Source organism: Cupriavidus lacunae (assembly GCF_003353055.1).
Classification (GTDB): domain Bacteria; phylum Pseudomonadota; class Gammaproteobacteria; order Burkholderiales; family Burkholderiaceae; genus Cupriavidus; species Cupriavidus lacunae.
Genome location: NZ_QKWJ01000009.1, coordinates 117148 through 141989, shown reverse-complemented (window position 1 = coordinate 141989; position 24842 = coordinate 117148). Strand labels below are relative to the sequence as shown.

Here is a 24842-nt window from a genome sequence, read left to right as displayed (position 1 = left end):
TTGACACTCAGCCCGATGGCTGACCGGAGGACTGCCATGCCGTACCTGATCGAAACCATCGACAAGCCCAACCACCAGCACGTGCGCCAGGCTACCCGCGCCAGCCACCTGGACTACCTGGAAGCCAACAAGGCGCTGCTGCTGGCCTGCGGCGCCAAGCTCAACGACGATGGCTCCGACGCCGGCGGCGGCATCTATATCGTCGATGTCGACAGCCGCGATGCCGCACAGCGATTCATCGACGCCGATCCGTTCACCGCCGCGGGCCTGTTTGCCGAGGTGCGCATCGTGCGCTGGCGCAAGGCCTATCTCGACGGCGTGCGCCGTCTTTGACGAGGCAGCCCGCGCTGCCTCCATTCCCCCGTACCCCCAGAGAGGAGACCCCATGTTGTTCATGGCCGAAATGACCGTCAAGATTCCCGCATCGCTGGACCCGCAGTTTGTCGAGCAGCTCAAGGCCGATGAGAAGGCCATGTCGCAGCGCCTGCAGCGCGAAGGCAAATGGCGCCACCTGTGGCGCGTGGTGGGGCAGTACGCCAATGTGAGCATCTTCGACGTCAGCGACAACGATGAACTGCACACGCTGCTGACCGCGCTGCCGCTGTATCCGTATATGGAAATCAAGGTCACGCCGCTGGCGCAGCACGGTTCCGCCATCGCGCAGAACTGAGCAGGACAGCGCCCCCACGACCCCATCCCCTGATCCCGACCTGACCGCCATGCCATACGCTGATCTTCCCGACGTCCGTCTGCATTACCGCCTCGATGGCGCCGAGCACCTGCCGGTGCTGGTGCTGTCCAATTCCCTGGGCACCAACTTCGGCATGTGGGAGCCGCAGGTGGCCGCCTTCAGCCAGCATTTCCGCGTGCTGCGCTATGACACGCGCGGCCATGGCGAGTCGTCGGTGCCGTCGGGCCCGTACAGCATTGCGCAGCTGGGCGGCGATGTGATTGCGCTGCTCGATCACCTGGGAATAGAACAGGCCAGCTTCTGCGGCCTGTCGATGGGCGGCATCACCGGCATGTGGCTGGCACTGAACCACGCCCCGCGCATGAACAAGCTGGTGCTGTGCAATACCGCCGCGTATATCGGACCGCCCGAGAACTGGACCAACCGCGCCGCGGCGGTCGAGCGCGACGGCGTGGCCTCGATCGCGGCCGCGGTGGTCGACAAGTGGATCACCCCGCCGTACGCCGCCGCGCATCCGGAACTGGTGGCGTCGCTGCGCGCGATGCTCGGCGCCACCCCGTCCGCGGGCTATGCTGCCAACTGCCTGGCCGTGCGCGATGCCGACCTGCGCCAGGACATCGGCAGGATCACCGCGCCGACACTGGTCATCGCTGGCTCGGGCGACCTGCCCACGCCGCCGCGCGACGGCGTGTACCTGGCGCAGACCATTCCCGGCGCCCACTTTGTCGAACTGGAGGCCGCGCATATCTCCAATCTGGAGCAGGCCGAGGCCTTCAGCAAGGTGGTGCTGGACTTCCTGACCCGCTGAAGCCTGCCGGAAGGGCCTTTCACGGCCCTGGCAACGTGGCTTATCATGCACCCTTTGCCGTCTTGACTTGTGCTTGGTGCGCCCGACCTCTCTTTCCGACTTCGGAGGAATTGACAGGTCGATAGTGTGCGGACAAGATGCGGACGGAACAGATGCGCCTTCGGGACGACATGCCGGCAGTCATAGCCGCAATGCCCGAAGAAGACGCAAGAACATAGGGAAATCGGGGTCATGAAGCCTACCTTTCGTCAACTGGCGAGCGCGGTCACGCTCGCCGTCATGCTGTCCGGCTGCGCGGTCGCGCCGGATCACGGGACTGACCCGGCAGTCGCCGAGCAGCCGCCCTCCGACCAGGCCATGAAGGCCTTGTCCGCTGAAGTCTTCACCTTCGCCTATCCGATGGTGCTGATGGACGTCACGCGCGAGCTGATGACGCTGCGTACGCCAGCCAATACCTTCAGCCACAAGCGCACCTTCCCGGACGCCAGCTTTACCGACGTGGTCAGCCCCAATGCCGATACGCTGTACTCGTCGGCATGGCTCGACCTGTCCAGGGAGCCCGTCATCCTGTCGGTGCCCGACACGCGCGGGCGCTACTACCTGATGCCGCTGATGGATGCGTGGACCAATGTGTTCGCGTCGCCCGGCAAGCGCACCACCGGCACCCGCCGCGGCAACTTCGCCATCACCGGGCCTGACTGGCGCGGCACGCTGCCCAGGGGCGTGCAGGAGATCCGCTCGCCCACGTCGATGGTCTGGCTGATCGGCCGCACCCAGGCCAATGGCAAGCAGGACTTCGCGGCCGTGCACCGGCTGCAGGACCAGTACCGCCTGACGCCTCTGTCGGCCTGGGGCGGCGGCCGGCGCGTGCCGGACAAGGCCGCGCCGTGGCCCGCTGCCGTCGATACCGAAAGCTCGCCCGTGGAGCAGGTGGCCGCCATGGACGCCCAGGCGTTCTTCACGCGCTTTGCCGCGCTGCTGCCGGCCAACCCGCCGGCGCCCGCGGACAGTGCCGTGGTCGAAAAGATTCGCCGCATGGGCATCAAGCCCGGCGTGCCGTTCAAGACCACGGTGATGGAGCCCTCCACCGCGCGTGCCGTGCAGGAAGGCGCCACTGCCGCGCTGGCGGCGATCGTGCAGGGCGCGCGCAAGGGCAACGCCGACGCGGGCAACGGCTGGGTCATGCATCGCGACCTGGGCACCTACGGCACCAGCTATGGCCGCCGGGCGGTGACCGCGTGGGTGGGGCTCGGCGCCAACCTGCCCGAGGATGCCATCTATGCCTCCGCCCGTACCGATGCCAACGGCAAGCCGCTGCAGGGCGGGGCGCGTTATGTGCTGCATTTCGACAAGAACCAGTTGCCGCCGGCACGCGCGTTCTGGTCGCTGACGCTGTACAACGACCGCCAGGCCTTTATCCCGAACCCGATCCAGCGCTATGCCATCGGCAGCCGCGACCGGCTGCGCTTCAACCGCGACGGCTCGCTCGACATCTATATCCAGCACGAGCGCCCGGCCGGCGCCAAGGCAGCGAACTGGCTGCCGGCGCCGCCCGATGGCCTGAACATGATGCTGCGCGCGTACTGGCCGGAGCAGGCGCTGCTGGACGGCACCTGGATGCCGCCGGCGGTGATGCGCGTGAACTGACTGCGACGCCATCAAAAAGAAAGGCCGCATGCCTGCGAGGGCATGCGGCCTTTGTCTTTTCCTGGCCGGCGTGGTGGCGGCGCCACTATGCGACACAGCGCCGCGTGGGCTCAGTGCGAGCTCAGTGCGCGTGCGTGGCGCAGGCGGTGCAGGCCCCGGCAGCGTGCGGCACCGCCGGGGTGCCGGCCGCTGCCGCCCTGGTGACGCGCTTCCAGGCCGCCACCTCCGGCGCGGACAGGCGCCGGCGCAGCGCACGGGCCGCGCTGACCATATTGGCCAGCGCCGCTTCGGTTTCTTCCCAGCCGCGCGTCTTCAGGCCGCAGTCCGGGTTGACCCACAGCCGCTGCGGCGGCACCACCTCGCAGGCGCGGTCCAGCAGCCGTTCCATGGCCTGCACCGACGGCACGCGCGGCGAGTGGATGTCGTACACGCCCGGCCCGATCTCGTTCGGATAGTCGAAATCGCCGAAGCCCTCCAGCAACTCCATCGCCGAGCGCGAGGTCTCGATGGTGATCACGTCCGCGTCCATCGCCGCGATGGCGGGCAGGATGTCGTTGAACTCGGCATAGCACATATGCGTGTGGATCTGGGTCTGGTCCTGCACGCCGCTGGCCGACAGGCGGAAGGCGGTGACGGCCCAGTCCAGGTACGCGTCCCAGTCGGCGCGGCGCAGCGGCAGGCCTTCGCGCAGCGCCGGTTCGTCGATCTGGATCACGCGGATGCCGGCCTGCTCGAGGTCGCACACCTCGTCGCGAATGGCCAGTGCCAGCTGGCGCGCGGTGGTGGCGCGCGGCTGGTCGTCACGCACGAAGGACCATTGCAGCATGGTGATCGGGCCGGTCAGCATGCCCTTCATCGGGCGCTCGGTCAGCGATTGCGCATAGCGCGCGGTATCGACCGTCATCGGTTCCGGGCGGTACACGTCGCCGTAGATCACCGGCGGCTTGACGCAGCGCGAGCCATAGCTCTGCACCCAGCCGTTCTCGGTAAAGCCGTAGCCGCACAGCTGCTCGCCGAAGTACTCGACCATGTCGTTGCGCTCGGCCTCGCCGTGCACCAGCACGTCCAGCCCCAGTTCTTCCTGCTTGCGCACGGCCACGGCGATCTCGGCCCGGATGCGCTCCAGGTATTCGAGCGCGCCGATCTCGCCGCGCTTGAAGGCGGCGCGGGTCTGGCGGATGGCGGCGGTCTGCGGGAACGAGCCGATCGTGGTGGTCGGCAAGAGCGGCAGCTGCAGCGCCTGGCGCTGGCGTTCGATGCGCTCGGCGAAGGGGCTGGCGCGATTGGCCATCTCGCCGCTCACGCCGGCCAGGCGCTGCTGCACGCGCGGGTTGACCACGCGGCGCGAGCTGCGGCGCGAGGCCTGCGCGGCATCCGATGCGGCCAGCGCGTCGGCGACGGCGCCGTCGCCCTGGTTCAGCGCGCGGGCCAGCACGGACAACTCGTCGAGCTTTTCCGTGGCGAAGGCCAGCCACGACTTGAGCTCGGCGTCGAGCCGCACTTCATGCGCGAGCGACACCGGTACATGCAGCAGCGAGCACGACGGTGCCAGCCACAGGCGCTCGCCCAGCGCGGCATGCACCGGGCGCAGCGTGTCCAGCACGCGGCGCAGGTCGGTGCGCCAGATATTGCGGCCATCGATCACGCCCAGCGACAGCACGGCGTGCGCGGGCAGCACGGCCTGCCATGCGGACAGTTGTTCCGGTGCGCGCACCAGGTCGATATGGAAGCCATCCACCGGCAGGGCGGAGGCGCGCTGCGCATGGTCGGCGGCGGTATCGAAGTAGGTGGCCAGCAGCAGCTTCGGACCCGCATCGCGCAGCGTGGCGTAGGCGGTGTCGAAAGCGTCGAGCCACGCCGGCTCCAGGTCGAGGCACAGCGCCGGTTCGTCGATCTGCACCCACTCGATGCCGCGTGCCTTGAGCTGGCCCAGGATGCGGCGATAGGCCTGCAGCAGTTGCGGCAGCAACGCCAGGCGGTCAAAGCCGGGCACATGGCTCTTGGACAGCCACAGGTAGGTGACCGGTCCGATCAGCGCCGGGCGGGCGCGCAGGCCGAGCGCCAGCGCCTCGTCGGTTTCCTCGAAGAACCATGCCGGGCCGCCGTCGAAGGTGGTATCGGCATCCAGTTCCGGGACCAGGTAGTGGTAATTGGTGTCGAACCACTTGGTCATTTCCATCGCCGGCTGCTCGCGGTTGCCACGCGCCAGTTCGAAGTACTGCGTCAGCGTGAGCTGCGCCGCGTCGAAGCCAAAACGGCGCGGCAGCGCGCCCAGCAGCGCGGTCAGGCTCAGCATCTGGTCGTAGTAGGCAAAGTCGCCGGTGGCGACCGTGTCCAGGCCGCGCTCGGCCTGCTGTTGCCAGTGGCGGCGGCGCAGTTGCGCGGCCACTTCGCGCAGCTCGGCTTCGGTGCGTTCGCCGCGCCAGAAGGCTTCTTGCGCAAATTTCAGTTCACGGCGTTCGCCGATGCGGGGAAAGCCGAGGATATGGGTGCGTGCCATGGATGTTGCTCCGGAAGATGTCTGGCGCACAGTGTCGGTTTGCCCGTAAAATGAATCAAGCGACAAGTTTTAAACAACATATGAATCAGTTTCATATTAGTATTGGCGTCCATGTGGGCGGGCGGCCCGTCGGGGGCAGGGCATGATCGAAGTCCGCCATTTGCGCTCGCTGGTGGCCATTGCCGAGTCCGGCAAGCTGGCCACAGCAGCGGAGCGCGTGCATGTCAGCCAGTCAGCGCTGTCGCACCAGATCAAGGCGATCGAATCGCACTATGGGCTGCCGCTGTTCGACCGCACGCGCCAGGGCCTGCGTTTCACGCCGGCGGGCGACCGATTGCTCGCGCTGGCGCGCGAGGTGCTGGCCGCGGTCAGTGCGGCCGACCGCGATATCGAGCGGCTCAAGGGCGACACCCGCGGCGAGTTGCGCGTGGTGCTGGAATGCCATACCTGCTTTGACTGGCTGATGCCGGTGATGGACGAATTCCGCCGCCGCTGGCCGGAAGTGGAAGTGGACCTGGTGGCGGGCTTCCACGCCGACCCGATCGCGCTGCTCAGCGACGGTCGCGCCGATATGGTGATCGGCTCGCAGCCGGCGGCGCGGCGCGGGCTGGAGGTGGCGCCGCTGTTCCGTTTCGAGATCCTGGCGGTGATCGCCAATGAACACCGGCTGCGCAACAAGCGCCGCATCGAGGCCGCCGACCTGGCCGGCGAAACGCTGATCACTTATCCGGTGCCGGAGCAGCGCATCGACCTGATCCGCGAGGTGCTGGTGCCCGCCGGCATCCACCTGGAGCGGCGCACGGCCGAGCTGACGGTGGCGGTGCTGCAACTGGTGGCCAGCCGCCGGGGTGTGGCGGCACTACCCAACTGGGGCGTAAAGAACTACGTCGACCACGACTACGTGCTGGCCAAGCGCATCGGCGCCAGGGGGCTGTGGAGCGAGCTTTTCGCGACCGTGCCGACGGCGATGGCGCGCCGGCCCTATGTGGCGGATTTTGTCTCGATCGTGCGCGATACGTGCGCGGCGCAGCTCGACGGGATCGAGCTGCTGCCGCAGGCGGCGTAGCCGGGCAAAGGCGCAGTATCAGGCGGTCAGCGCAAGCTCGCTGCGGGTGCGGCGCGTGGCGGCGCGCGGGGCCGGGTCGGCCACGATATCGCTGTCCGGGTCGTCTACGTCGGCGAACAGCAGCTCCACGTCGAAACCATTGTCGAGGCGGCGCAAGAACAGCCACAGCAGGCCGGCATCCTCCGCCGTCAGGGTGGCGTGCAGCACGGCCTGCTGCGCGGCGTCGAAGCTGAGTTGCGCCGGCGCCAGGCCGGTGCGGCGCGCATTGGCCAGCACCCATTCCATGGCGCCGAACAGGTCGGCGGTTTCAAGTCGCAGCGAGAGGCGCAGGGTGGGGAGGGCGGTGGCTGGCATGTGTCGTTTCCGGCAGTCGTTCGATGAGGTTAATTTACCAGCCGGGTTGCAAAATTGGCTTCTTAAATTTCTCCGATAGCACCTAAAATAGAGAGTAATCATCCATCTATGGCAAAATAGGAAGATGATTATTCTTTAACGAGGCTGTTTGATGGCGCAGTCGCCCAAACTCGACGACACCGACCGCCGCATCCTGCGCGAGCTGCGGCGCGATGGGCGCCTGTCCAATGCGCGGCTGGCCGAACAGGTCGGCCTGTCGGCCACGCCGTGCTGGAACCGCGTGCGCGCGCTGGAAGAAAGCGGGGTGATCGAAGGCTACGCCGCGCTGCTGAACCAGAAGGCGCTGGGCTTGCCCGATACGGTGCTGATCGAGGTCACGCTGGAGCGGCATGACGACGACATGCTCTACCGCTTTGGCAAGGCCCTGGCGGAATTGCCTGAGGTGATGGAGGCTCACTTGCTGACAGGCGAGTATGACTACCTGATCAAGGTCGCCGTGGCGGGGACCCTGGGCTATGAGGAATTCCTGCGGCACAAGCTCTACAAGCTGCCAGGCCTGCGCCACAGCCGCTCGACCTTTGTGCTGCGCACGCTCAAGCGCGAGACGTCGGTCGAGCCCTGATTCAGGGACCCTGAGCACTTCCGCGGGGCATTGCGCAGCACGCAGGGTGATGCGCGTGCGCTTTGGATGCCAGGTGCGCTCACCCGCCCGGGCGGGCAATCCAAGCGCGAACTGCCGATTCCGCTCATAATGGCGGCGGTGGCGGGCAGCGCCCCCGCTTTTTGACCAAGAATTCCGGTATGAATGACACAGAAATTGAGCTGATCGATTCGGCGCGCCTGCCGACCCGGTTTGGCGACTTCACGGCGCACGCCTTCAAGGGCGCCGATTCAGGCATCGAACACCTGGCCCTCAGCGTGGGCGATGTGTCGGGCGACAACGTCCTGATCCGCATGCACTCCGAATGCCTGACCGGCGATGTCTTCGGTTCCTGCCGGTGCGATTGCGGCCCGCAGCTCGAACTCGCCATGGAAAAGATCGCCGCCGAAGGCCGCGGCATCTTGCTGTACCTGCGCGGGCATGAAGGCCGCGGCATCGGCCTGGCCGAGAAGATCCGCGCCTACCGCCTGCAAGACGGCGGGCTCGACACCGTCGACGCCAACCTGGCCCTGGGCCAGGCCATCGACGCGCGCAACTATGCGTTTGCCGCTGACCTGCTGCACCAGTGGGGCGTCAAGTCGGTGCGCCTGATGAGCAACAATCCGCTCAAGGCTGCCGCACTGGAAAAGGCTGGCATTACCGTCTCCGAGCAACTGCGCCATATCGTGCCGTCCAACGCCGAGAACGAGAAGTACCTGGCTACCAAGCGCACGCGCATGGGGCACCTGCTGGACTGATCGCTGCGCATGCTGCACAGGCCCGCTGCCGAAATCCGGAGCGGGTTTTTTCATGGCCAATTAGTTGCTGACGGAAACTATTGCTCATAGAATCTAACCGCCGTCCGACCTCCGTCCATGTCCAACGCTGCCAACCCCACCAACTCGATCCTCGAATTCATGTCGTTCCGCCTGAACCGGCTGTGCGAAATGACCAAGAACTCCAGCTCCGGCATCTACGAGCGTGAGTTCGGCATCGGCTTGCGGGAGTTGCGCGTGCTGCGCTTTGCCGGACTGGAACCCGGGCTGACGCTGACGCGGCTGATCGAGCTGGTGCTGCTGGAGAAAACCGTGACTTCCAAGCTGGTCACCGCGCTGGCAAAGCGGGGCCTGCTGCGCCGTGAAGTGGGCGAGGCCGATGCCAGGCAACTGAACCTCTACCTGACCCCGCCAGGGGAAGCACTGGTCGCGCAGACATACCAGCGCGGCGATGTGCTGGAGAAGATGTTCCTTTCGGTGCTGACGGAAGCGGAAGTGCAGACGCTGGACCGCTGCATCGACAAGCTGACCGCAGCCTTGATCGCGCACCAGCAGGGGCCATAGCCCGCGGGCGGCAATCCCTCAATCAAAACAAAGCAAGGAGACAGCATGTCGTTGAAGACCCATCCGGAATCCGCGCGGCCATGGCGCCGCGCGGCATGCCTGGCGCTGTGCGCGGCGAGCCTGCCTGCCTGGAGCCAGAATGCCGCGAGCGCCGCCGGGACAACGCCTGCGCCGGCCGCCGCGGTGACGACGGTTGCCGCCGCACTGGAAACCGATCCGAACCGCCTGGGCTGGATGCAGGGGTTTCCGCCGCCGCCAGACAAGCAGATCACGCATGTGCCGGGCGCCGACAGGTTTCCGCGCAACCGCTGGCTGTTCTCGCATATCCGTGAACTGGTCCCGACCGCGTCCGTCTGGCGCGGCGCCGGTCCGGCCAGCGTACTGCCGCGCGCGGAGCGGGATCTCGGCGCGGTGCAGTTCACCGATGCCGACGGCACGCGCCGCACCTTTGACGAGATGCTGGCGCTGACCTATACCGACGGCATCCTGGTGATGCACAAGGGCAAGGTCATCTATGAGCGCTACTTCGGCGCGCTCGATGGCCATACGCCCCATATCGCCATGTCGGTGACGAAGTCGTTTGTCGGCACGCTGGCCGCGATGCTGGCGGCCGAAGGCAAGCTGGATCCGGCTGCGCCGGTGACGCGCTACCTGCCCGAGATGGCCGGCACCGCCTATGGCGACGCCACCGTACGGCAGGTCATGGACATGACCATCGGTGTGCGCTATTCCGAGGACTATGCCGATCCCAAGGCAGAGGTATGGGACTATGCGCGCGCCGGCGGCATGCTGGCCCGCCCGGCCGGCTACAACGGCCCCGGGACTTTCTATGACTTCCTGAAGACGCTGCAGAAGGAAGGCGGCCACGATGCCGTGTTTGCCTACAAGACCGTCAATGCCGAGGTGCTGGCCTGGATCGTGCGCCGCGCCTCGGGCCAGCCGCTGGCCAGGTTGCTGTCGGAGCGGATCTGGCAGCCGATGGGCGCGGAGCAGGATGCATATTTCACCGTGGACAGCATCGGCACCGAGTCCGGCGGCGGCGGGCTGAACACCACGCTGCGCGACCTCGCGCGTTTTGGTGAGACCATCCGCGGCAATGGGCGCTTCAACGGCAAGCAGATCATTCCGGCATCGGTGGTGGCGGATATCCGCCGCGGCGGCGACCGTGAGCAGTTTGCCAAGTCCGCGAGCGCGCCAGTGCTGCCGGGCTGGAGCTATCGCGACATGTGGTGGGTCGCGCACGACAGCCACGGCATGTTCCAGGCTGCCGGCATCCATGGCCAGCGCATCTACATCGACCCGAAGGCCGAATTGACCATCGTGCGGTACGCCTCGCACCCCGTGGCCGGCAACGCGGCCAACAACCCGATCACGTTCCGCGCCTTCCGGGCGCTGGCGGACACGCTGATGCGATAGGGTGATGGCCCGCACGGCATGGCTGCGCCGCCCGGGCCATGCCCGCCGGTTACTTTGCTGCCGGCGATCGACCTGCCTGCGCCGCGGCCGGATCGCGCGGCGTGATTTCCGTCTCGATTCGCTCGCCGTGGTCGCGCTCAGCGACCTTCAGGTCATAGTTCACCTGCAGGTTCAGCCACGAGCGCGCATCGCCGCCGAAATAGCGCGCCAGCCGCAGCGCCGTGTCCGGCGTAATGCCGCGCTCTTCTCGCACGATTTCATTGATGCGTGCCGCCGTCACGCGCAAGGCCACCGCCAGGGCGTTGGCGCTCATGTCCAGCGGCACCAGGTATTCCTCGCGCAGGATCTCGCCCGGGTGGATGGGGGGCATGCCGTCTTTGAAGTACGCCATGGTCGTTGTCCTCAGTGATAGTCGATGATCTCGACGGCCGCCGGGCCGTCATGCGTCCAGATGAAGCAAATCCGCCACCGATTGTTGATACGGATGCTGTATCGGCCTTTGCGGTCGCCGCCCAGCAATTCCAGCCGGTTGCCCAGAGGAGAACGCAACATTGCGAGCGTTGTCGCCTCATGGAGCATGAGCAGTTTGCGGAAGGCCACTGCGCGAATATTGGCTAAGCGCGGCACACAGCGGCCCGCGAACAATGCAAAGGTGTCGGAACATCTGAATGACTGGATCATATCGTATACCGGTAATCGATAAATAGTAATGCAGCGAAAACCAGGCACTGGCCTGGGCGAGCATCCATCAAAGCCGCTCACCTCTCACGCCGCACCGTCACTTGTCTGATTCCAAGCGGCGCGATCGATACCAATTCTTTTCCAACCTGATAGACTGTATGGATGTACAGTGGTCGGGCCGTCGACCCGTCTCTCCCTTAACGTCCTGATTCGAAAGAGAAATCGTGTCGAGCAAGCAGCTAATCCGCATTCGCGGCGCCCGCCAGCACAACCTCAAGAATGTCGATCTCGACCTGCGTCCCGGCGAGATGACCGTGGTGACCGGGCCGTCCGGCTCGGGCAAGTCCAGCCTGGTGTTCGACACGCTCTATGCCGAAGGCCAGCGCCGCTACGTCGAGACCTTCAGCGCCTACGCCCGCCAGTTCCTGGACCGGATGGACCGGCCCCAGGTGGAGCGCGTGGACGGGGTACCGCCGGCCATTGCCATCGACCAGACCAACCCGGTGCGCAGCTCGCGTTCGACCGTCGGCACGATGACGGAGCTGAATGACCACCTGAAGCTGCTCTATGCACGCGCGGCGGAACTGTTCGACAAGCAGACCGCGCAGCCAGTGCGCCATGACTCGCCGGAAACCATCTATGCCGAACTGGTGGCGCGCACCGCCGAGGGCCAGCCGCATCACGACGCGCGCCTGGTGGTGACCTTCCCGGTGGAATTGCCGGAATCGGCGACCGACGAGGAAGTCCAGCAGTGGCTGTCCGTCAGCGGCTATACCCGTGTGCAGGCGCAGCGCGTGGTGCAGTCGCCCACGGGCGCGCGCAAGATGCTCGACGTGGTGGCGGATCGCTTGCGCATCGGCAACGCCGAGAAGGTGCGCGTGGTCGAGGCCATCGAGGCCTCGCTCAAGCGCGGCGGCGGGCGCGTCAATATCTATGTGCTGACCGATGGCGACGACGGCCCGGTATGGCGCTTCTCCACCGGCCTGCACAGCCCGGACAGCGACCTGCGCTATGCCGATCCGCAGCCGGCGCTGTTCTCGTTCAACTCCGCCTACGGCGCGTGCGAGACCTGCCGCGGCTTCGGCCGCGTGATTGGCGTCGACCTTGGCCTGGTGATCCCCGACGCGCGCAAGACCCTGCGCGGCGGCGCGATCAAGCCGATGCAGACGCCGGCCTGGAAGGAATGCCAGGACGACCTGATGCGCTACGCCGCCAAAGCCGGCATCCCGCGCGACACCCCGTGGGCGGAGCTGACCGAGCCCGAGCGCCACTGGGTCATCCACGGCTCGCCGGACTGGACCGGCCAGTGGAACAAGCACTGGTACGGCGTGATGCGGTTCTTCAACTACCTGGAGTCGAAGGCCTACAAGATGCACATCCGCGTGCTGCTGTCGAAGTACCGCAGCTACACGCCGTGCGAAACCTGCGGGGGCGCGCGCCTGAAGACCGAGTCGCTGCTGTGGCGCCTGGGCGCGAAGGACAATGCCGATGCCGTGCTGACGCCCCAGCGCCGCTTTCTGCCGCGCGGGGTGGACTGGGACCGCACGCAACTGGAGGCGCTGCCCGGCCTGACCGTGCATGACCTGATGCTGCTGCCGATCGAGCGCATCCGCCGCTTCTTCGACGACCTGACGCTGCCCAGCGCGATGCTGGACGATGCCCTCAAGCTGCTGCTGGCCGAGGTCCGCACGCGCCTGAAATACCTGTGCGACGTGGGTCTGGGCTACCTGACGCTGGACCGCCAGAGCCGCACGCTGTCGGGCGGCGAGGTGCAGCGCATCAACCTGACCACGGCGCTGGGCACCTCGCTGGTCAACACGCTGTTCGTGCTGGACGAGCCCAGCATCGGCCTGCACCCCCGCGACCTGAACCGCATTGTCGAGGCCATGCACCGGCTGCGCGATGCGGGCAACACGCTGGTGGTGGTTGAGCACGACCCGTCCGTGATGCTGGCGGCCGACCGCCTGATCGACATGGGCCCCGGACCCGGCGAACGTGGCGGCAATATCGTCTTCGACGGCACGCCGGCGGATATCCGCAATGCCGGCACACTGACGGGCGAATACCTGGGCGGGCGCCGCCGCGTGGCCGATGCCTCGCACTGGCAGCGCCGGCCGGTGGATGCCAGTCTACCGCGCATCGTGCTGGAAGGCGCCACCGAGCACAACCTGCAGGACGTCACGGTCGAGATCCCGACGCAACGGCTGGTATGCGTGACCGGCGTGTCGGGTTCGGGCAAGTCCACGCTGCTGCAGGACGTGCTGCATCCGGCCATGGCGCGGCACTTCGGCAAGGCCTCTGAGTCGCCGGGCGCATATCGCAAGCTGACCGGCGCGGACCTGGTCGACGATGTGGTCTTTGTCGACCAGTCACCGATCGGCAAGACCGCGCGCTCCAACCCGGCCAGCTATGTCGGCGCGTTCGACGAGATCCGCAAGATTTTCGCCAAGGCGCCGCTGGCGCTGCAGCGCAGCTATACCGCAGGCACCTTCAGCTTCAACTCCGGCGACGGGCGTTGCCCGACCTGCGGCGGCTCGGGCTTCGAGCACGTCGAGATGCAGTTCCTGAGCGATGTCTACCTGCGTTGCCCGGACTGCGACGGCACCCGCTATCGCCCGGAAGTGCTCGAGGTGAAGATCGAGCGCGCCGCCCCGGGCCAGCCGCCGCGCTTGCTGAGCATTGCCGACGTGCTGGAGCTGACCGTCAGCGAAGCCGCCGCGTGCTTTGCCGCCGACCCCGCGGTGCTGCGCGTGCTGCAGCCCATTGTCGACGTGGGCCTGGAGTACATGAAGCTGGGCCAGCCGGTGCCGACGCTGTCGGGCGGCGAGGCGCAGCGCCTGAAGCTGGCCGGCTTCCTTGCCGAAGCCGCGCAGGCGACGCCGTCCAGAACCCGTCCCAGCGCCATTCCGCGCCGGCTGTTCATGTTCGACGAGCCGACCACGGGTTTGCACTTCGACGATATCGCCAAGCTGATGCGCGCCTTCGGCAAGCTGCTGGATGGCGGCCATTCGCTGGTCGTGATCGAGCACAACCTGGATGTGATCCGCGCCGCGGACTGGCTGATCGACCTTGGCCCCGAGGGCGGCGATGCCGGCGGGCGCGTGGTCTGCACCGGCACCCCGGAGGACGTGAAGCGCTGCGCCGAATCGCATACCGGCCACGCGCTGATCCACTATGACGCGGCGCTGGGCCAGGCCGGCACGCTGGCCGCCGAGCGCGCGGAGATCGAAGGCGTGCCGCTGCAGGCCGCGCTGCAGGCACGGCGCGCGCGCCGCGAGGTAGAGGGCGAGGACGTGGTGCGCATCGTCAATGCGCATGAGCACAACCTGAAGGCGCTCAACGTCGATATCCCGCACGGCAAGTTCAACGTGGTCACAGGCGTGTCCGGATCGGGCAAGTCGACGCTGGCCTTCGACATCCTGTTCCACGAAGGCCAGCGCCGCTACCTGGAATCGCTCAACGCCTACGCACGCTCCATCGTGCAGCCGGCCGGCCGGCCCGAGGTGGACGCGGTCTATGGCATCCCGCCCACGGTGGCGATCGAGCAGCGCCTGTCGCGCGGCGGCCGCAAGAGCACGGTGGCGACGACTTCCGAGGTCTGGCACTTCCTGCGCCTGCTGTACGTCAAGCTGGGTATCCAGCATTGCGTGCATGACGGCGCGCCGGTGACGTCGCAGCGCCCCGAATCGATCGCCGCGCAGTTGCTGCGCGACCATCGCGGCCAGCACGTGGGGCTGCTGGCGCCGCTGGTGGTCAACCGCAAGGGCGTGTATACCGACCTGGCCAAGTGGGCCAAGGCGCGCGGCAATACGCACCTGCGCGTCGACGGCGAATTCCTGCCGGTCGATCCGTGGCCGCGGCTGGACCGCTTCCGCGAGCACACCATCGAGCTGCCGGTGGGCGACCTGGTGGTCTCGCCCGACAACGAGGCCGAGCTGCGCGCGCTGCTGGCGCAGGCGCTTGAGGCCGGCAAGGGCGTGATGCACCTGCTGGCGCCGCTGGACGGCCTGCACGACGCCATGCACAACGGCGGCAGCGCCCAGGTGGGCGAGGTCAAGGTGTTCTCGACCAAGCGTGCCTGCCCGGTGTGCGGCACCAGCTATCCTGAGCTGGACCCCCGCATGTTCTCGTACAACAGCAAGCACGGCTGGTGCACCACCTGCGTGGGCACCGGGCTGGCGCTGACGCGCGAACAACGCGCGGCATTCGACGATACCGTGCTGGTCGAAGACAACCGCGGCCGCGAGCAGAGCCTGCCGTCGGAAGAGCAGGAACCCGAGGGCGTGGTCGATACGCCGTGCCCGGACTGCCATGGCACGCGCCTGAACCTGGTCGCGCGCGCGGTGACCTTCGACGAGAACGCCATCGTCGACGTGGCCCAGTGGACCGTGTCCGATACCCGACGCTGGGTCGATGGCTTGCATCTCACGGGGCGCGATGCCGAGATCGCGCGCGATGTCATCAGCGAGATCGGCAGCCGCCTGCAATTCCTGGAGGAAGTGGGGCTGGGTTACCTGAGCCTGGACCGCGCCGCGCCGAGCCTGTCTGGCGGCGAGGCCCAGCGCATCCGCCTGGCCGCGCAACTGGGCAGCAACCTGCAGGGCGTCTGCTACGTGCTGGACGAGCCTACCATCGGGCTGCATCCGCGCGACAACCAGATCCTGCTGGACGCGCTGCGCAAGCTGGGCGACAAGGGCAACACGCTGGTGGTTGTGGAGCATGACGAAGACACCATCCGCCGCGCCGACCATATCATCGACATCGGTCCCGGCGCGGGCAAGCGCGGCGGCACGCTGGTGGCGCAGGGCGGCGTCGCCGAACTGTCCGCGGCGCCGGACTCCACCACTGGCCAGTTCCTGGCGCACCCGATCATCCATCCGCTGCAGGCCAGGCGCACGGTGAAGCCCGGCGCTGCCGGCAAGCCGGCCGATCCGCCGGAATGGCTGACCGTGCACGGCGCGTCGCTGCATAACCTGGGCAACGTGACGGCGCGCATTCCGCTGTCGCGGCTGGTGGCCATTACCGGCGTGTCCGGTTCGGGCAAGTCCACGCTCGCGCGCGATGTGCTGATGACCAACCTGCTCGATGCGGTGGGCCGCTCTGTGTTGTCGTCGCCGGCCACGCGGCGCGCCCGCAACGCTGCTAAGGACGAGGCAAAGGCAGCCAGGTCGACTGCAAGGAAGCCGCTCAACGTCGAACACAACTGGCATGGCTGCGAAGCCATCACCGGCTGGGAATCGATCGACCGCGTGCTCGAAGTGGACCAGACCCCGATCGGCAAGACGCCGCGCTCGTGCCCGGCGACCTATATCGGCGTGTGGGACACCATCCGCCGGCTCTTTGCCGATACGCTGGAAGCGCGCGCGCGCGGCTACACCGCATCGCGCTTCTCGTTCAACACCGGCGACGGGCGCTGCCCGACGTGCGAAGGGCAGGGTGTGCGCACCATCGGCATGAGCTTCCTGCCGGACGTGAAGGTGCTGTGCGATGTCTGCCACGGCCAGCGCTTCAACCCCGAGACCCTGGCGGTGACCTGGCGCGGCAAGAATATCGGCGACGTGCTGACGATGGAGATCGACGAGGCGGTGGAGTTCTTCTCCGCCATGTCGAACATCGCCCATCCGCTGCAGCTGATGAAGGACGTGGGCCTGGGCTACCTGACGCTGGGCCAGCCGTCGCCAACGCTGTCGGGCGGCGAGGCGCAGCGCATCAAGCTGGTCACCGAGCTGAGCAAGGTGCGCGACGACATCACGCGCCGCGGCCAGAAGGCGCCGCACACGCTGTACGTGCTGGACGAGCCCACCGTGGGCCTGCACATGGCCGACGTGGCGCGCCTGATCCGCGTGCTGCACCGGCTTACGGACGGCGGGCACAGCGTGGTGGTGATCGAGCATGACCTCGACGTGATTGCCGAGGCCGACTGGATCATCGACCTCGGCCCCGAGGGCGGCGCGGGCGGCGGCACCATTGTCGGCGCGGCGAACCCCGAGGCCCTGTCGCGCAACCGGGCCAGCCACACCGGTGCGGCGCTGGTGCCGGTGCTGGCGCGGGGCAACGCCGAGGCCGGCAAAGTCGGCATCGCCTAGGAGGATCTGGTGCAGCGAGGGGCGTACGGGCACGCCTTTCGCTTGCCCATGGTTACTGGCGCGCACATCGCGCCCAAACGGAGGTAGCCATGAAGCCTGTGCACCGGCCGGTTTCTACCTGCCGTGGCCCTGGCCGGAGCGGCTCCAGCCCCCATCATCGAGACCGGCCATGCGAATGCAACCGGACTTACCGCCCCTTGTAAATCCTGCCCAGGCGCGTGACCCGGGCGACACCGGCGCGATGGCCGATACATCGGCTGCGCGGCGTTGCGGGCCAGTGCGCGCCGCCGGCCTGGCCCCCATGACGGTGGTGAGCTACAACATCCATCGCGCCGTCGGTACCGACCGCCGCTATCGCCCGGACCGCATCGCGGCCGTGCTGGCAGAACTCGACGCCGACATCGTCGCGCTGCAGGAAGTGGAATCGGGCAGCAGCAACGACCACACGCTGGAGTATCTTGCCGGCCATACCGGCATGCATGTGGTGTCGGGCTTCACGCGCGTGCGCGGCAATGCCGACTACGGCAATGCGCTGCTGACGCGTTTCGCGCCCGAGGCGGTGAACCAGATCGACCTCACGGTGAAAGGTTGCGAGCCGCGCGGGGCCATCGATGCCACGGTGGCCTGCACTGCCGCGGGCTGCGCGAGTCCGCTGCGCGTGATCGCCACCCATCTGGGCCTGCGCCCCGGCGAACGCCGCCACCAGGTGCAGCAGTTGCTCAACTACGTCGCCACCGCCCACCCATTGCCGACCATCCTGCTGGGCGACGTCAATGAATGGTTCCTGTGGGGCCGGCCGCTGCGCTGGCTGCACGCGTATTTCGAGCAAACGCCGCATACGGCGACTTTCCCCTCGCGGCTGCCGGTGTTTGCGCTTGACCGCATCTGGGTCTCGCCGCGCGCGCACCTGGTGTCCGTGGCGAGCCATCGCTCGCCGCTGGCACGCGTGGCCTCCGACCACCTGCCGCTGCTGGCCTGTTTCGAGTTGCCGGCAGCGGCCTTGCCCAGGGCAGCTTAACGCGGTGCACGGGGCGGGTGTTCCTCGCGTTGGTCGGTGTGGTCGGCCTTGTCGGCCGGCACTTCGGCCGGCAGGTCTTCGGCAGCATGCATGACTTCATCGGCGATCTCTTCCTCAGGGCTCTCCTCGTCCTGCGCCGTGTGGGCCTCATTCTCGCGCTCCTCGATTTCTTCCTCGATATCGTCGGTTTCCAGTTCGAGATCGGGGTCGAGCGTGCTGGGGATATAGCCGGCGTCGGCGCGCGCGGCGCCGGACGCGGTGTTCTCGCGCGAACGGCGCCCGGCCGAGGCCTGCGCGCCTTCGCGCTGCGCAGGCGCTGCGCCGCCGACGCGGTCACCGTGGCGCGCGCCGGTGCGGCGGGTACGTACGGTCTTGCTCATGGTGCCTCCTGTCCGGTTGGTCGGTCGGATTCAGTCGTTCTCCACTGGCGGCTGGCTTTTCTCGGGCTTGCCGGGGTGCCTGACCGAAGGCGGCTCGCGGTTCTCGTCCGGGATGTCATGCTCGTGCTCGACATCGTGGCGCCGGTCGCGCCCGGGCTTGCCGCGCTCATGCTCGGTGTCCGGGCCGCCCTTGTGCGGGTCGCGCGGCTCGCTGCGGCGGCGGATGGTGTCGTGGTCGGGCTGGCGATGGGTGCTCATGGCGTCTCCATGAAGATTGCACGGCGCTGCCGGTCAGTCGGTACCGGCGCGCAGTTCATCGGACACGGTACTCACGCTGCGCACCGAACGCGCCAGTTCCATTGCCATCGTACGCTGTTTCTCGTCGCGCACGGTGCCTTCCGGCTTGACCACGCCGACGGTGGTGGATACGCGGATCCTGGCCGGGTTCTGCAAGCTCCGTTCCTGCTGTGCCAGGGCGCTGGCACCGGTCGGGGCAGTCCTTCGATGCGCCTGGCTGCCTGTGCCCCATGCGACGCAGTCAGGGACACGGACGCTGTGGCGCAAACGCCGTGCTCTTGCCGCCACTGCAGAAACTGGACGTCCAGCGGGGGCGAGCCGATCGCAGCGCGCGGACGGATGGCCCCCATGGCGCGGCGTCGCGCTTGCGTAGCCTCCTGTGCTTGTGTGCGGTCCTGTCTATAGTGAAGGAAATGCTGGCAAGAACTGGCGTGCGACATGTGCCGGCCGAGCACAGTGCGCAGCGCCGGCCCCATTGCCGCGGCGGCACCTGTCTTGCGCCGCGTGCCGCCGGGCCTGACAGCGCAGCCGGGGGGAGCTGATCATCCGTTGCGAGGTAGCTATGAACTTAGCCAGCATTCTCTCCACCATGGTCCTGGCCTCGTCCGTCTCGGTGTCTTCGGCGCCGGTGGAGCGTCAGTTGCTTGCGATCACGCCGTCGGACTTCGCCCAGCGCTTCAATACCGTCGCGCAGGACACCGGCTCCGGCCTCACCCTGCCCAGCTTCAAGGTCGAGCCCGGCTGGCACCGTGCGGCGCCCAGCTCGGGCGTTTCGGTGCTGGTCCGGGCCAGCCGCGCTGGCTATGTCATCGATGAGGTGGTGGTCGTGTGTCGCGAGGTCGAGCGCTGCTTCCTGACCATCTGCACGGCCGCGCTTGCGATTGACGACAGCGTCAACCCGCTGCTGTTGCAGCGCTTTATCGTGGCGCGTATCGCCACGGAACTGGGTGAAGTCGGCCTGGTGATGTCTGGGCTGGCGTATATCGTCGTGACGCCGAAGGAAGACGATTACGTGGCAGTCGTGATCCGGCCCTACCTGACGCAGGACCGTAGTGCCTCGCCAAGCCAGGCAGCGCGCGAGCCGCCTGACGATGCGCACCCGCCGCAGCACGGCCATTTCGGGCCGCATGCGACGCCACATGCGGCACCGCACGGCGTACCGCTCCATCCGCATGGGCCGTTGACGCCGACCGTGGGGCAGCCGGCGCCGCCGCAGCATTCCTGAGCGATCAGGGCTCGCGCAGCAGCAGTGCCACCGGCAAGCCGCCCAGCACCTCGCGCAGGCGCAGCCGGCCCGTGGGTGCATCGAGCGCATGGCTGGTCAGCGCATCGGTCCAGCGGCTGTGCTGCGGCACCCCCACGTTCAGCGTGGTGTCGCCCCAGCTTGCGGGCGGAATGCGCGGCATGGTCGGGTCTACCCGCGCGGCCGCCAGCCGTGTCACCACCGTGATGGCCTGGCACGCGTCCGTGGTACGCGCAAAGGCCAGCACCTGGGGCACCAGCGTGCCCTGCGCGGCCAGCATGCCGTATTGCCCGTCGGCAAAGAGCGCCGGATGCGCGCGGCGCACGGCCAGCACCTGGCGCACCAGTTGCTGCTTGATGCGCCCGTCGCGCCAGTGCGCCAGCCAGTGTGCCCAGCCCGCGCTGCAACCCAGGCGCGCCTGCAGCCGCGCATAGTCCGGCTGGCGCCGGTTGTCCGGGTCCACCAGGCTCAGGTCCCAGCCTTCGCAGCCCTGGTAGCGGTCAGGGATACCCGGCGCGGTCAGTTGCACCAGCACCTGCGCCAGGCTGTTGACGGCGCCGGCCACGGCAATGCGTTGCGCAAACTGGCCGATCTGCGCCAGCACGCCCTGTGGCCAGGCTGCAGCGATGCCACGCAGGAAGGCTTCGCAGGTGGCTTCGTATTCCGTATCGGGACAGGTCCAGTTGCCGTGGCGCTTGGCTTCGCGGATGGCCTTGAGCTGCCACGCCGACACGCGCGCAAGCAAGGCCTCGATGGCGCTGGTGTCCGCCAGGTGGCCGATGTCTTCCATCGGCCACGCGCCGACCAGGGTCTGGTACAGCATCAGCCGGTCGCCCGGGTCTGGCGCCCGCGGCAGCGTGGACAGCAGGGGCGCGCATTCGCGCTCCCATGCCGCCACGGCGTCGGCCCAGGCGCCCGGCACCTCGCTCAGCACGGCCAGGCGCATGCGCGCGTCCTCACCGCGCTTGTGGTCGTGGGTCGCGGTGGCCAGCATGGCATTGGGGCAGGCCAGGCGCCGAGCCGCCATGCGTGCGTGGAATTGCGCCGGCGGCATCGCCAGGCGGCCCGGATCGCTGCCCACCTCGTTGCGCGACAACAGCCGGCCATAGCGGTAGAACGCGGTGTCTTCGCCAGCCTTGGCCGCCAGCGCCGGCATCAGCTGCTGCAGGCGGCGGCGCAGCTCCCCGGTGTCGCTGTCGGGCGGTGCGGCCGTGCGCAGGCAGCCGCCGATAAAGGCCAGCGCGACGGCCTCGTCGGGAGCCAGGCCGGCGCGTGCCGCCTGCATGGCCTGGTCCAGCATGGCGTCATCGGCATGGGCCACGGCGGCATCGCGGTCGGCGGGCTGCGCATCGAAGTAGCTGCGATAGCGCGGTACCGCCGCCATCAGTGCCGCCAGCGCGCGCCGCAGGGCTGCACGGGTCAGGTCGCGAGTGCCGGGCTCTTGCTCCGCGCAGTCGTGCAGGCTGGCGGCGACGCCTTCGAATTCCGTCACCAGATGCCGCTCCAGCACCTGGCGCCGCGCGGCCTCGACATGCGTGGCATAGGATCGCGCATCGCCACTGACGGAGGCCCACAGCGTGCCCAGCGGCGCCTCGCCGTTGCCGTCGTGCAGCACCGCGGCCACGTCGTCCATGAAGTCGTAGCCGGTGGTGCCGTGCACCTGCCAGTCCGGCGCTAGGCGCTCACGCGGGCCCAGGATCTTTTCGACCACCAGCCACGGGTGCTCTAGCCGCAGCAGCGGCGGGCGCGCGGCGGCGTGGCGGTCCAGTGCGGCGCGCAGCCTGCGGCAGTAGCCTGCAGGATCGGCCAGGCCGTCGACATGGTCCACGCGCACGCCGTCGATCCAGCCTTCGCTCAGCAGGCGGAAAACCAGGGCATGGACGGCGTCGAACACCTGCGGGTCTTCCTCGCGCACGCCTACCAGGTCGCTGATCTCGAAGAAGCGCCGCCAGTTCAGCGCAGCGGCTGCGGTGCGCCACCAGGCAAGCCGGTAGTGCTGGCGCTCCAGCAGCGCATGGAGCCGGCTGCGGCCTTCGGCCTGCGTGGTGTCGTACCAGGCGGGCCGGCTGGTTTCGGCTTCGCCGTCCACGCTGCCTGGCGCAAGCGGCAGCGAGTGGTCGAAATAACGCAGGTGGGCGGGAGCATCGCCGCTCGCTGGCACCCAGCGCAGTTCGCCCGCGACCATCGTGTCCCAGTACGACTGGCCCAGGATCGGCAGCAGCACTTTGCCGTGCAGCACCGGATTGCGCGGGGTCCAGTCGATGTCGAAGCTCGCGGCAAAGCGGCTGGCGCGGCCGTGCGTCAGTACGTCGCGCCACCAGCCATTGTGGGTGGCGTCGGCCGCCATGTGGTTGGGCACGATATCGAGGATCAGGCCGAGGCCGGCGTCGCGGGCGCGCGCGGCCAGCGCCTTCAGGCCGGACTCTCCGCCCAGCTCGGCGCGCACGCGGGTGAAGTCCGTGACGTCATAGCCATGCGTGGAGCCCGGCCGCGCGCAGCAGACCGGCGACAGGTACAGGTGGCTGACGCCGAGCGCGGCGTAGTAGCCGACCACGCCGGCGGCATCGGCAAAGGTGAATCCCGGGTGCAACTGCAGCCGGGCGGTGGCGCGCGGCAGGCCTTTCGGCGCGCCGTCGGGCATCATCTTGCGCGCGCCCCGGCGGGCTCGCACACGGTGGCGACGCAGGTGCGCGGCAGCAGCATGCCGGCCGACAATTCCGCGGCCGCACCGGTGACGCTCTCATGCAGTGCCGTGCTCATGTCGCGGCACGGGCGCGTGCACGGCACGGCTTCGCTGCCCAGGTTCAGCCACAGGCTCAGCTCCATGCCGTCCGTCAGGCGCCAGCGCGCGCACAGTGCCGCCGGGCCCAGGATATCGACCCCGGCGCTCTGGCAGCCGGCCAGCCGGTGCAGCAGTTCGCGGCGCCGCACGGCCAGCAGCTCGCGGTAGTAGGGCGCCCAGTCGCCATCGTCTTCGAGGCCTGGGCGCGAGGCTTCGAAGGTGGCCGGGTCGTTGGGATCGGGGATCGCCGTCGCGCGCGCATCGTCGCGGAACGCGGCGGTGGCGGCGAACTCGCGGCGGCGCCCGTCGCGCACGGCGCGGGCCAGTTCCGGCGGATGGCTGGTGAAATACAGGAAGGGCCGCTGGGTGCCGGTCTCTTCGCCCATGAACACCAGCGGCACCTGCGGGCACAGCAGTTGCAGCGCCACGGCCGCGCGCAGCGCGTCGCGGTCCGCCAGGCTGGCCAGCCGTTCGCCCAGTGCGCGGTTGCCGGCCTGGTCATGGTTCTGCAGGAAGCAGACAAAGGCCGTGGGCGGCAGGTGCGCACTGGGCTGGCCGCGACGCACTTCGTGCCCTGCGGCAGAGCGAAAGGATGACAACTCGCCCTGGTAGGCAAAGCCTTCGCCCAGCACACGCGCCAGGTGACGCAGCGCAGGCTGGCCGCGCCCGGCCGCAGCAGGCGCTTCACCCTCTACATCCGGGCACGAAGTGTAGTCGCGGTAATAGCCGTCTTCCTCACGGGTCAGCAGCACGTGCAACGCGTGGTGGACATCGTCGTTCCACTGCGCGTCATAGCCCGCGGCCAGCAGGCCAGCATCGTTGTTGTCGTTTTCCAGCACCAGGTGGAGATGGCGGTTGGCGCCGTCGCCCGCGGCCAGCATGGCGCGCAGTTCGCCCGGCAGCGCCGCCAGCCAGCCTTCGTCATCGATGGCGTGCACGGCATCGAGCCGCAAGCCGTCGAAGCGGAACTGCTCCAGCCAGTAGCGCGCATTCTCGGTGAAGAAGCGCCGCACCTGCGGCTGGCGGAAATCGATGGCCGGGCCCCACGGGGTCTGCCGGTCGGCACGGAAAAATGCGCTGGCGTAGTGGTGCAGATAGTTGCCCTCGGGCCCGAAATGGTTGTAGACCACGTCGAGCAGCACCATCAGGCCGAGCTGGTGTGCGCGGTCCACCAGGGCGCGCAGTTCGTCCGGCGTGCCATAGCCGGACTCTGGCGCAAAGGGGAGCACGCCGTCGTAGCCCCAGTTGCGCGTGCCGGGAAACTCGGCGACCGGCATCAGCTCCACTGCGGTGAAGCCGAGCGCGGCCAGCCGCGGCAGTTGCTGTGCAGCGCCCGCAAAGCCACCGCACAGGCCCACGTGCATTTCATAGATGATGGCTTCGTGCCACGGGCGCCCGCGCCAGTCGGGGCAGGTCCATGCGAACGTGCCGGCGGCGTCGGGGGCGGGCACGATGCTGGGACCGTGCACGTCGTCGGCCTGCCCGCGCGATGCCGGGTCCGGCACCATCGTGCCGTCGTCAAGCCGGAACCAGTAGCGCGCGCCTTTGCAGCACGGCACGATGGCCTCGAACCAGCCATTGGGGCCGCAGGCCATATGCACCGGACCCAGCCCGGCAATTTCCAGCCGCACTGCCTGCCCTTGATCGGCCGCATCCGGTGCCCACAGCCGGAAACGCACGCGCCCGTCGGGTAGCCAGGCCGGCCCGAACAGGTAGTCCTGCAATAGTTCGTCGTCGGAGGAGAAGGCGGGGGCGGAAGGCGCTGCGAAGCAGTCGCGCGGGGCCAGGCTGGGCGATGCGGACCTGGCGCCGGTGGCGAGAAACGGGTTGACAGTCAAATTCGGCTCCTGCCTTCGGGCGTATTCGGACGGCTTTCGGGCTGCAACGGCCAGC

The 24842-nt window shown here is 68.1% G+C and carries 21 protein-coding genes; 12 read left to right on the top strand and 9 right to left on the bottom strand.

Annotated features, from left to right (window positions below):
* Nucleotides 1–36: 36 nt before the first annotated feature.
* The 4 genes from DN412_RS10690 to DN412_RS10675 all read left to right on the top strand — a co-directional run bounded on the left by DN412_RS10690 (nt 37) and on the right by DN412_RS10675 (nt 3146).
* Nucleotides 37–333 carry a YciI family protein gene (locus DN412_RS10690; protein ID WP_115014787.1) on the top strand — a complete coding sequence of 99 codons (297 nt, stop codon included), beginning with the start codon at nt 37–39 and terminating at the stop codon, nt 331–333.
* A 52-nt stretch (nt 334–385) separates the two neighbouring features.
* Nucleotides 386–670, top strand: coding sequence for a muconolactone Delta-isomerase (gene catC, locus DN412_RS10685; protein ID WP_078200360.1), 285 nt, complete (start codon nt 386–388; stop codon nt 668–670).
* Nucleotides 671–719: 49 nt separating this feature from the next.
* Nucleotides 720–1499, top strand: coding sequence for a 3-oxoadipate enol-lactonase (gene pcaD, locus DN412_RS10680; protein WP_115014783.1), 780 nt, complete (start codon nt 720–722; stop codon nt 1497–1499).
* Nucleotides 1500–1730: 231 nt separating this feature from the next.
* Nucleotides 1731–3146: a DUF1254 domain-containing protein gene (locus tag DN412_RS10675; protein ID WP_115014780.1), complete on the top strand. Its 1416-nt coding sequence runs from the start codon at nt 1731–1733 to the stop codon at nt 3144–3146.
* Between the two features lie 121 nt (nt 3147–3267).
* Here DN412_RS10675 and metE read toward each other — a convergent pair whose 3' ends face one another.
* Nucleotides 3268–5646, bottom strand: coding sequence for a 5-methyltetrahydropteroyltriglutamate--homocysteine S-methyltransferase (gene metE, locus DN412_RS10670; protein ID WP_115014777.1), 2379 nt, complete (start codon nt 5644–5646; stop codon nt 3268–3270).
* Nucleotides 5647–5788: 142 nt separating this feature from the next.
* Here metE and DN412_RS10665 point away from each other — a divergent pair, with 142 nt between their 5' ends.
* On the top strand, nt 5789–6712 hold the full coding sequence (locus DN412_RS10665) for a LysR family transcriptional regulator (protein ID WP_115014775.1): 924 nt from the start codon (nt 5789–5791) through the stop codon (nt 6710–6712).
* Nucleotides 6713–6730: 18 nt separating this feature from the next.
* Here DN412_RS10665 and DN412_RS10660 read toward each other — a convergent pair whose 3' ends face one another.
* Nucleotides 6731–7066 (bottom strand): AsnC family transcriptional regulator, encoded by a 336-nt coding sequence (locus tag DN412_RS10660; RefSeq protein WP_115014772.1) that lies wholly within the window; start codon nt 7064–7066, stop codon nt 6731–6733.
* A gap of 151 nt (nt 7067–7217) precedes the next feature.
* On the opposite strand from DN412_RS10660, the gene DN412_RS10655 reads away from it, so the two are divergent.
* The 4 genes from DN412_RS10655 to DN412_RS10640 all read left to right on the top strand — a co-directional run bounded on the left by DN412_RS10655 (nt 7218) and on the right by DN412_RS10640 (nt 10462).
* Nucleotides 7218–7688, top strand: coding sequence for an Lrp/AsnC family transcriptional regulator (locus DN412_RS10655; RefSeq protein ID WP_115014770.1), 471 nt, complete (start codon nt 7218–7220; stop codon nt 7686–7688).
* 179 nt (nt 7689–7867) lie between these two features.
* Entirely contained in the window at nt 7868–8464 is a 597-nt protein-coding gene (gene ribA, locus DN412_RS10650) for a GTP cyclohydrolase II (RefSeq protein ID WP_115014767.1), read from the top strand.
* A 117-nt stretch (nt 8465–8581) separates the two neighbouring features.
* Nucleotides 8582–9046 (top strand): MarR family winged helix-turn-helix transcriptional regulator, encoded by a 465-nt coding sequence (locus DN412_RS10645; protein WP_115014765.1) that lies wholly within the window; start codon nt 8582–8584, stop codon nt 9044–9046.
* Between the two features lie 45 nt (nt 9047–9091).
* Nucleotides 9092–10462 carry a serine hydrolase domain-containing protein gene (locus DN412_RS10640; RefSeq protein ID WP_115014762.1) on the top strand — a complete coding sequence of 457 codons (1371 nt, stop codon included), beginning with the start codon at nt 9092–9094 and terminating at the stop codon, nt 10460–10462.
* Nucleotides 10463–10511: 49 nt separating this feature from the next.
* On the opposite strand, the gene DN412_RS10635 is transcribed toward DN412_RS10640, so the two are convergent.
* Together DN412_RS10635 and DN412_RS10630 are read right to left on the bottom strand one after the other, a co-directional pair.
* Nucleotides 10512–10853, bottom strand: coding sequence for a HigA family addiction module antitoxin (locus DN412_RS10635; RefSeq protein ID WP_115014759.1), 342 nt, complete (start codon nt 10851–10853; stop codon nt 10512–10514).
* Nucleotides 10854–10864: 11 nt separating this feature from the next.
* Nucleotides 10865–11143, bottom strand: a complete 279-nt coding sequence (locus tag DN412_RS10630) for a type II toxin-antitoxin system RelE/ParE family toxin (RefSeq protein ID WP_115014756.1) — start codon at nt 11141–11143, stop codon at nt 10865–10867.
* Between the two features lie 224 nt (nt 11144–11367).
* Between DN412_RS10630 and uvrA the strand changes: the two genes are divergently transcribed.
* Nucleotides 11368–17229: an excinuclease ABC subunit UvrA gene (uvrA, locus tag DN412_RS10625; protein ID WP_115014754.1), complete on the top strand. Its 5862-nt coding sequence runs from the start codon at nt 11368–11370 to the stop codon at nt 17227–17229.
* Between the two features lie 169 nt (nt 17230–17398).
* Nucleotides 17399–18247 (top strand): endonuclease/exonuclease/phosphatase family protein, encoded by an 849-nt coding sequence (locus tag DN412_RS10620; protein ID WP_115014751.1) that lies wholly within the window; start codon nt 17399–17401, stop codon nt 18245–18247.
* Here the strand turns inward: DN412_RS10620 and DN412_RS10615 are convergent.
* Genes DN412_RS10615 through DN412_RS45840 form a run of 3 tightly spaced genes read right to left on the bottom strand, consistent with a single transcriptional unit; the run spans nt 18244 to nt 19080 of the window.
* Nucleotides 18244–18627 carry a hypothetical protein gene (locus tag DN412_RS10615; RefSeq protein WP_115014749.1) on the bottom strand — a complete coding sequence of 128 codons (384 nt, stop codon included), beginning with the start codon at nt 18625–18627 and terminating at the stop codon, nt 18244–18246. The genes DN412_RS10620 and DN412_RS10615 overlap by 4 nt on opposite strands.
* 30 nt (nt 18628–18657) lie before the next feature.
* Nucleotides 18658–18885, bottom strand: a complete 228-nt coding sequence (locus tag DN412_RS10610) for a hypothetical protein (protein WP_115014747.1) — start codon at nt 18883–18885, stop codon at nt 18658–18660.
* A gap of 33 nt (nt 18886–18918) precedes the next feature.
* Entirely contained in the window at nt 18919–19080 is a 162-nt protein-coding gene (locus tag DN412_RS45840) for a BON domain-containing protein (protein WP_244222619.1), read from the bottom strand.
* Between the two features lie 406 nt (nt 19081–19486).
* On the opposite strand from DN412_RS45840, the gene DN412_RS10600 reads away from it, so the two are divergent.
* Nucleotides 19487–20149 (top strand): malto-oligosyltrehalose synthase, encoded by a 663-nt coding sequence (locus DN412_RS10600; RefSeq protein ID WP_115014744.1) that lies wholly within the window; start codon nt 19487–19489, stop codon nt 20147–20149.
* 4 nt (nt 20150–20153) lie between these two features.
* Here the strand turns inward: DN412_RS10600 and treY are convergent, their stop codons facing one another.
* Together treY and treZ are read right to left on the bottom strand one after the other, a co-directional pair.
* Nucleotides 20154–22811 carry a malto-oligosyltrehalose synthase gene (gene treY, locus DN412_RS10595; protein WP_115014873.1) on the bottom strand — a complete coding sequence of 886 codons (2658 nt, stop codon included), beginning with the start codon at nt 22809–22811 and terminating at the stop codon, nt 20154–20156.
* Nucleotides 22808–24787 (bottom strand): malto-oligosyltrehalose trehalohydrolase, encoded by a 1980-nt coding sequence (gene treZ / locus DN412_RS10590; RefSeq protein ID WP_115014741.1) that lies wholly within the window; start codon nt 24785–24787, stop codon nt 22808–22810. Before treZ ends, treY begins: the two co-directional genes overlap by 4 nt.
* Nucleotides 24788–24842 lie beyond the last annotated feature (55 nt).